Raw genomic sequence first — 7,214 nt, 5'->3', positions numbered from 1 at the left:
AACCCCAGCTTCTCAGTCCCCCCTCGAATGAACAACCTTCATAGCTTCGACAGCTAGAGCGCGCCACAGGCCGCCGAAATCCGGCCGCCAGCTCACCTCGTATTGTGCAGCATGCCCTGGAAGGCGCGGTAGCTGCCCTTGGGGGTGCGCTGTTGGGTGGCGTAGTCGACGTGCACGATGCCGAAGCGCGACGAGTAGCCCTCGCCCCATTCGTAGTTGTCGAGCAGCGACCAGGCGAAGAAGCCGCGCACGTCGGCGCCCTGCTTCTGCGCCTCCAGAACGGCGTTCAGATGCGCGTCGTAGAAAGCGACGCGGCGCTCGTCATTGGTTTCCGACATGCCGGTCTCGGTGATGTAGAGCGGCAGCTTGGTGTAGTCGCGCGACACGCGCACCAACAGATCCGTGAGCCCCTTGGGATAGACCTCCCAGCCGAGGTCGTTGGTCTCGAGCGCGCCCTTCACCGTCTTGATCGGCAGGGCGTAATGCGCCGGGTCCTTGTCCACGGTGTAGAGGCCGCGCGAATAGTAGTTGATGCCGGCCCAGTCGAGCGGACGGTTCACCACCTCCATGTCCTTCTGCCAGTCCTTCGGCAGGTACGGCGCCAGCAGGTCGGTCAGCACCTTGGGATACTGCCCCTTGTAGATGCCGCCGAGGAACCAGCCGTTGAACAGCGCGTCGCCGATCTCGAGCGCCTTCTGGTCCTCCTCGCTGTCGCTCGCCGCCTCGGCCTTTTCGAGGTTGGTGACGATGCCGACATTCTTGACGCCGTTGGCGCGCAGCGCATCGACGCCCATGCCGTGGGCGTAGAGCACGTGGTGCATGGCGCGGGCGCCGGCGCGCAGATCGCGATAGCCCGGCGCGTGGCGGCCGAGGATGTGGCTCAGCACCGACACGCACCAGGGCTCGTTGATGGTCGCCGTCGCGTGCAGGCGGTCGCCGAAATGCTGGCCGACCAGCGCCGCGTAGTCGGCGAACCAGCCGCCGATGTCGCGGTTCATCCAGCCGCCCCGGTCCTGCAGCGCCGAGGGCAGGTCCCAGTGGTAGAGCGTCGCGAACGGCTTGATGCCGCGCTCCAGCATGCCGTCGATCAGCCGGTCGTAGAAATCGAGGCCGGCCTGGTTCACCGCGCCGGTGCCCTCGGGCAAGAGGCGCGGCCAGGCGATCGAGAAGCGGTAGGCGTCGAAGCCGCCATTGCGGATCAGGTCGAGGTCTTCCGGCCAGCGGTTGTAATGGTCGTCGGCGGTGCGGCCGTCATCGGCGTTCTTCACGTTGCCGGGCGTTGCTGCGAAGGTGTCCCAGATGCAGGTGCCGCGTCCGTCGACCTGCCCGCCCTCGATCTGATAGGCCGCGGTGGCCGCGCCAAACACGAAATTCGGCCCGAACTGGCCGCGCTCTACGGAAAACATGCAAAAAGGCCCTCACGCTGCGCCGGCTTGGCCCGGCGTCATGTAATCGATTGCATAGCAGCCGCCTCGACAGGTGTCACGCCTGCCGGTGCGGCTGCGGCAGATGCACGAAGATCAGTTCCGGATCGCCCGGATCGAGGTTGTCGACGCGCCCGCTCGGCACGAATCCGGCCCTCGCCAGCAGCGCCTGCATGGCACTGTTGGACTGGTTGGTCGAGGTCCAGGTCTTGCCGCCCGGCGCGAGGTCGACGCAATGGCGCACCAGAGCAAGGCCATGGCCGCGGCGGCGCTGCCCCTCGGCCACCACCACCAGGTCGATGAAGGGCTGGTGGAAGAAGTGCCGGGTGAGGACCGCGAAGCCGACGATGTCGTCGCCGGCCGTCGCGATGTGGATGGCGCCGCCGGCCGTCCACTCGGCCAGCAGCGCGCGCCGCTGGTCGTCGCGGCGCGCCAGCGGATCGAGAGCGCAGAGCCTCGCCAGATCGGCGGGGCCGGAGCGCGCGATGCGAAGCATCGTCAGCTCCGGAGCGCCGGCGTGCGGCCCAAAATCTCGCGGGCGATGGCGCGGAAGGCGGCGCCCTGCGGACCGTCGGGATCGGTCGCCATCACCGGCCGGCCGGCGTCGGACGTCTCGCGCAGGACCATGTCGAGCGGCACTTCGCCGAGGAACGGCATGCCCATGGCGCCGGCGGCGGCGGCAGCGCCGCCATGGCCGAAGATATCGTAGCGCCTGCCGGTGTCGGGGGCGACGAAATAGCTCATGTTCTCGACCAGCCCGAGCAGCGGGATGTCGAGCCGCTTCATCATGTCGACCGCCTTCTGCGCATCGATCAGCGCCAGGTCCTGCGGGGTCGAGACGATCACGGCGCCGGCCAGCTCGGCCTGCTGGAACAGCGAAATCTGGATGTCGCCGGTGCCGGGCGGCAGATCGACCACCAGCAGGTCGAGCCCGCCCCAATCGGTCTCGCGCAGCAATTGCCGCAGCGCCGACGTCGCCATCGGGCCGCGCCACACCACCGCCTGGCCGGGCGACAACATCGAGCCGATGGAGATGGCGCTCAGCCCATGCGCCCGGTGCGGGGCGAAGATGCCGTCCTCGCGCACCGCCGGCTTGCCCTCGATGCCGAGCAGCTTGGGGATCGAGGGGCCATAGAGGTCGGCGTCGAGAATGCCGGTGCTGAGGCCCTCCGCGGCGAAGGCCAGCGCAAGGTTGACCGCGACGGTGGATTTGCCGACGCCGCCCTTGCCCGAGCCGACCACCACGATGTGCTTGACGCCGGCGACCGGAGAGCGCGGCGGCGGGCCGGCGCGGCCGTGCGCGGCGGCCTGTCCGGTGGCCTTGGGCGGCGCCCGGTCGGAGGTCACCGACACCATCACCTTGCGGCCCGCGGCCACGGCTTCGGCCGCCTGCTGCGCCGCCACCCGTGCCGGCCCGAAGGCGGCCTCCATGCCCGGCTGCACGGAAATGGCGAACGCCACCGCGCCCTTGGTCACGATGATCTCGGACAGCCCGGCATAGTCGGCCAGCGCGCCGCCGCCCGGGACCTCGACCTGCGCCAGCGCCGCCTTCACGGCGCCGGCGATCTCGGCATCAGCCATGTCGGATCAGAGGATCGACTGGCCCGTCGACTTCCAGTCCTTGACGAAGGCGTCGAGGCCCGACTTGGTCAGCGGGTGGTCGAACAGCTTGTAGATCACGGCCGGCGGGATGGTGGCCACGTCGGCGCCGGCGAGCGCCACTTCGGTCACGTGGTTGGGGGTGCGGATCGAGGCGGCGAGGATCTGCGTCGAGAAGGCGTAATTGTCGTAGATCTGGCGGATCTGCTCGATCAGCTCGACGCCGTCGAGGTTGATGTCGTCGAGGCGGCCGATGAAGGGCGAGATGTAGGTCGCGCCGCACTTGGCCGCCAGCAGCGCCTGGTTGGGCGAAAAGCACAGCGTGACGTTGACCTTGGTGCCCTCGGAGCTAATCTTCTTGCACGCCTTGAGGCCGTCGACGGTCAGCGGCACCTTGATCACCACATTGTCGGCGAGCTTGGCCAGCACGTGGGCTTCCTGCATCATGGTGTCGAAATCGGTCGAGGTGACCTCGGCCGACACCGGGCCGGGCACGACGGAGCAGATCTCCTTGATCACTTCCTTGAAGTCACGGCCCGATTTCGCGACCAGCGAGGGGTTGGTGGTCACCCCGTCGAGCAGCCCCATGTCGTGAAGCTTCTTGATGTCCTCGATTTCGGCCGTATCGACGAAAAACTGCATCGCTATTCTCCCGGAAGGCTTTGAATTATCTAGCCCGTAGATAGGCGTTTTGCGCGCCGCGCGAAAGGTGCGCAGCACGGGAAAATCAGCCGCGAAGCGGGGAATATTTCACTCGCCGGGGTGCCGCCTTCGCCGCCACCACAGGAACACCAGTACCGACCAGATGATTACGTCGAGTGCGACAAGCACACCCAGCGCGCCAAGCTGCGTCGCCGTGGGCGGCCCGCTGGCGAGCTTGTACTGAAACAGCGTCGGCGGCAGGTACTCGATGGCCTTCGTCCTATTCGCCCGGACGAAGGCTGCCCTGGCGCCGCTTGGCGCTCCAACTGTGCAGGAGGACGGCAGCGCCAGCCAGGACGATGACGAGGATGGGCATTCCCGCGGCGGCAAAGAGCTGAAGAGCAGTCATTGCTGAAGCTTTCCGAGAACGATCTGCGCAAACATATGTAGCGCAAATCCCCCGACGAGCCAACTTCCGGCCGCAAGCAGTAGGAATTGAGGGCTGAGGCCAAGCTGTGCGGGGCCATAAATCCCCGCCGCGACCGGCGTCAGGATGCCCAGCGTGAAGCATGCGGTCGACAGCCGGTCGAGCGCGCCAGCGAGCAGCTTGGTTCTTTCATTCCAGACTAGATTGTCCATCGCCCCTCCAGACAATCCGCCGCTTGGCTCACCCCGCGGCTTTGAGCAGGTACTCCGCCAGTTCGTCGACGCGATCCTCGGGGATGCCGGCGACGTTGATGCGGCTGTCGTTGATCATGTAGACGGCGTCGTCCGTCTTGAGCTTTTCGACCACGTCCTGCGGCAGGCCGAGCAGCGAGAACATGCCGGAATGCTCGGCGATGAAGTCGAAGTCCTTGGAGTTGGACTTGCGGCGGATGGCGTCGGCGAGCTTCACCCGCAGGCGCTGCATGCGCTCGCGCATCGCGTTGAGCTCGGCTTCCCACTCGGCGCGCAATTGCTTGTCCTCGAGAATGACGCGGACGATTTCCGCACCGTGGTCGGGGGGCTGGCTGATGGTGCCGCGGATGATGTTCTGCATCTGGCTCGACACCACGTCGGCGCTGGCGGAATCGCGGGCGATGGCGATGGCGACGCCGGTGCGCTCGCGGTAGAGGCCGAAATTCTTGCTGGCCGAGAACGCGATCATGCATTCGGGCACGCTGGAAGCGATCTTGCGCACGCCGTAGGCGTCCTGCTCGAGACCGTCGCCGAAGCCCAGATAGGCCAGGTCGATCAGCGGGAACGCCCCGGTGCGCTCGAGGCTCGCGGCGACGCGGTCCCATTGCGCCGGCGTCAGATTGGCGCCGGTCGGGTTGTGGCAGCAGCCGTGCAACAATAGCACGTCATCGCTGGTCAGCGTGTCGACCACGCGCATCATCGCCTCGAAGTCGACCGAGCGGGTCCTGGGGTCGAAATAGGGATAGGTCACCGGCACCAGGTTGGCGTTCTCAGCCAGCGGCCAGTGGTTGGGCCAGCTCGGGTCGGAGATGTAGATCTTGCCGTGCGGCCGGGCACGGCCGAGCACGTGCATCAGGATCATCAGCGCGCCGGTGCCGCCGGCGCCGTTGACGCAGCGGATGCGGGAATTGTCGACCACTCCGCCGAGCGCCAGCTCGACCACCGCGGCCGAAAATTCCTTGTTGCCGACCACGCCCTTGTAGGTCTTGGTCCTGGCGGCGTCGTGGATGCGCTGTTCGGCCTTTTTGACCGCCGACATGATCGGGGTGTTGTTCTGCGGGTCTTTGTAGACGCCGACGCCCAGATCGATCTTGTTGCTGCGGGGATCGGCGGCATATTCGGCCATCAGCACGAAAATCTTGTCGAGCGTGGCCTTCTGCAGGGTTTCGAACATCTTGGCGGTCCGGCTGGAAAGGCCGCCGGAGCGGCGGCAAAAGGCCTATGACAACGCCGCCCGGCGGCGTCAAGGGTTGACGGATTCCACCGCAAACCGGCACATTGCGTCTTTAGCAGCAGGTTCGATATGCCCATCATCAATCGCGTCGCCGAATTCCAGCGCGAGATCGCTGAGTGGCGGCAGGATTTCCACCGCCATCCCGAGCTTCAATACGACGTCGAGCGCACCGCCGGGCGGGTGGCGGAGCTGCTCAGGCAATTCGGCGCCGACGAGGTGGCGACGGGCATCGGGCGCACCGGCGTCGTGGCGGTGATCAGGGGCCGCAATGGCGGGGCCGGACGGACGATCGCGCTGCGCGCCGACATGGATGCGCTGCCCATCACCGAGCGCACCGGCAAGCCCTATACCTCGACGGTCGGCGGCAAGATGCATGCCTGCGGCCATGACGGTCACACCGCGATGCTGCTGGGCGCCGCGAAATACCTGGCCGAGACGCGCAATTTCGAGGGCACCGCGGTCCTCGTCTTCCAGCCGGCCGAGGAAGGCGGGGCGGGCGGCCGCGCCATGCTGCAGGACGGGCTGGTCGAGCGCTTCGGGATCGAGGAGTTCTACGGGCTGCACAACCTTCCCGGCCTGCCGGCGGGGCAGTTCGGCATCCGCGAGGGCGGCATCATGGCCGCCACCGACGAGTTCCAGATCACCATCGAGGGCCGGGGTGGGCACGCGGCGCTGCCGCACAACACCATCGATCCGGTGGTGATCGCGGCGCAGCTGATCCTGGCGCTGCAGACCATCGTGTCGCGCAATGTTGATCCGATGCGCGAATCCGTGCTGTCGGTAACCATGGTAGAAGCAGGCACCGCGTTCAACGTCATCCCGCGCACGGTCAAGCTCACCGGCACGGTGCGGACGCTGGACGAAAGCGTGAGAAGCTTCATGGAGGAGCGCCTGCGCGCCGTGACCAACGGCATCGTCGGAAGTTTCGGGGCCACCGCGGCGATCCACTATCGCAACGGCTATCCGGTGACGGTCAACGCCCCCGGCCCGACCGCCTTCGCCGCCGACGTGGCGCGCGCCATCTCCGGCGCCGAGCGCGTCGACGCCAAGGCCGACGGCACCATGGGCGGCGAGGATTTCGCCTATATGCTGCAGGCCCGGCCGGGCGCCTATATCCTGCTCGGCAACGGCCCCTCGTCGGACCTGCACACCGACACCTATGATTTCAACGACGAGATCATCCCCGTGGGGGTGAGCTACTGGATCAAACTCGTGGAGACGGCTCTGCCGGTCACAGCATGAAGAAGAATCTTGTTCTATTGAGCGCGCTGGTGCTGTTCGCGTCCCCTGCCCCGGCGGTGCTGGCAGTGCCGATGTGCGACGGCCCGCCCTTCGATCATTTCAACGCCGACGGCACGCCGGCCTATGACGAGATCGGGGCGGCGGAAAATGCCGAGCGGCGGCTGCGGGCCCGCGGCATCGACGCCAACATGACCCGCTTCTGGAACGGCTGCATCCAGACCTTCGTCGACGACGGCAGCGGCCACCAGCAGATGAAATTCTACGATTACGACTCGCTGCGCGAGCTCCGTTAACGCTCGCGGCGCGCCCTTTGTTGCGGCGCGTCGCGCAGTCGTGAAAATCCTGTCCGGCGTTGCCGCGAATTCATAAATTTCAGGCCGTTGTAAGTGGCAGGC

Annotated in this window: 8 protein-coding genes; 2 read left to right on the top strand and 6 right to left on the bottom strand. The window is 66.7% G+C overall.

What is annotated here, in order from left to right:
- Positions 1-92: 92 nt before the first annotated feature.
- The 6 genes from BGO82_RS13125 to BGO82_RS13100 all read right to left on the bottom strand — a co-directional run bounded on the left by BGO82_RS13125 (position 93) and on the right by BGO82_RS13100 (position 5,517).
- Positions 93-1,406 (bottom strand): GH1 family beta-glucosidase, encoded by a 1,314-nt coding sequence (locus BGO82_RS13125; protein WP_291306044.1) that lies wholly within the window; start codon positions 1,404-1,406, stop codon positions 93-95.
- Between the two features lie 76 nt (positions 1,407-1,482).
- Positions 1,483-1,920, bottom strand: a complete 438-nt coding sequence (locus BGO82_RS13120) for a GNAT family N-acetyltransferase (RefSeq protein ID WP_291306043.1) — start codon at positions 1,918-1,920, stop codon at positions 1,483-1,485.
- 2 nt (positions 1,921-1,922) lie between these two features.
- Positions 1,923-3,005 carry an Mrp/NBP35 family ATP-binding protein gene (locus BGO82_RS13115; protein WP_291306042.1) on the bottom strand — a complete coding sequence of 361 codons (1,083 nt, stop codon included), beginning with the start codon at positions 3,003-3,005 and terminating at the stop codon, positions 1,923-1,925.
- A 6-nt stretch (positions 3,006-3,011) separates the two neighbouring features.
- Positions 3,012-3,665, bottom strand: a complete 654-nt coding sequence (gene fsa, locus BGO82_RS13110; RefSeq protein WP_291306041.1) for a fructose-6-phosphate aldolase — start codon at positions 3,663-3,665, stop codon at positions 3,012-3,014.
- A 405-nt stretch (positions 3,666-4,070) separates the two neighbouring features.
- Entirely contained in the window at positions 4,071-4,304 is a 234-nt protein-coding gene (locus BGO82_RS13105) for a hypothetical protein (protein WP_291306040.1), read from the bottom strand.
- A 28-nt stretch (positions 4,305-4,332) separates the two neighbouring features.
- A complete protein-coding gene (locus BGO82_RS13100) occupies positions 4,333-5,517 on the bottom strand; it encodes an amino acid aminotransferase (protein WP_291306039.1) in 1,185 nt (394 codons plus the stop codon).
- Positions 5,518-5,646: 129 nt separating this feature from the next.
- Between BGO82_RS13100 and BGO82_RS13095 the strand changes: the two genes are divergently transcribed.
- A complete protein-coding gene (locus BGO82_RS13095; RefSeq protein ID WP_291306038.1) occupies positions 5,647-6,819 on the top strand; it encodes a M20 aminoacylase family protein in 1,173 nt (390 codons plus the stop codon).
- Entirely contained in the window at positions 6,816-7,112 is a 297-nt protein-coding gene (locus tag BGO82_RS13090) for a hypothetical protein (protein ID WP_291306037.1), read from the top strand. The genes BGO82_RS13095 and BGO82_RS13090 overlap by 4 nt, the downstream gene beginning before the upstream one ends.
- Positions 7,113-7,214 lie beyond the last annotated feature (102 nt).

It is taken from the genome of Devosia sp. 67-54 (genome assembly GCF_001899075.1).
GTDB lineage: Bacteria > Pseudomonadota > Alphaproteobacteria > Rhizobiales > Devosiaceae > Devosia_A.
Note: the sequence above shows the minus strand (reverse complement) of the source record. Positions and strands in the feature narration are given on the sequence as shown.

Bases quoted from the DNA above. Each gene is read 5' to 3' on its own strand.
- BGO82_RS13095 (WP_291306038.1), top strand. From the start codon at position 5,647: ATGCCCATCATCAATCGCGTCGCCGAATTCCAGCGCGAGATCGCTGAG.
- BGO82_RS13090 (WP_291306037.1), top strand. From the start codon at position 6,816: ATGAAGAAGAATCTTGTTCTATTGAGCGCGCTGGTGCTGTTCGCGTCC.
- BGO82_RS13115 (WP_291306042.1), bottom strand. From the start codon at position 3,005: ATGGCTGATGCCGAGATCGCCGGCGCCGTGAAGGCGGCGCTGGCGCAG.
- fsa (WP_291306041.1), bottom strand. From the start codon at position 3,665: ATGCAGTTTTTCGTCGATACGGCCGAAATCGAGGACATCAAGAAGCTT.
- BGO82_RS13120 (WP_291306043.1), bottom strand. From the start codon at position 1,920: ATGCTTCGCATCGCGCGCTCCGGCCCCGCCGATCTGGCGAGGCTCTGC.
- BGO82_RS13125 (WP_291306044.1), bottom strand. From the start codon at position 1,406: ATGTTTTCCGTAGAGCGCGGCCAGTTCGGGCCGAATTTCGTGTTTGGC.
- BGO82_RS13105 (WP_291306040.1), bottom strand. From the start codon at position 4,304: ATGGACAATCTAGTCTGGAATGAAAGAACCAAGCTGCTCGCTGGCGCG.
- BGO82_RS13100 (WP_291306039.1), bottom strand. From the start codon at position 5,517: ATGTTCGAAACCCTGCAGAAGGCCACGCTCGACAAGATTTTCGTGCTG.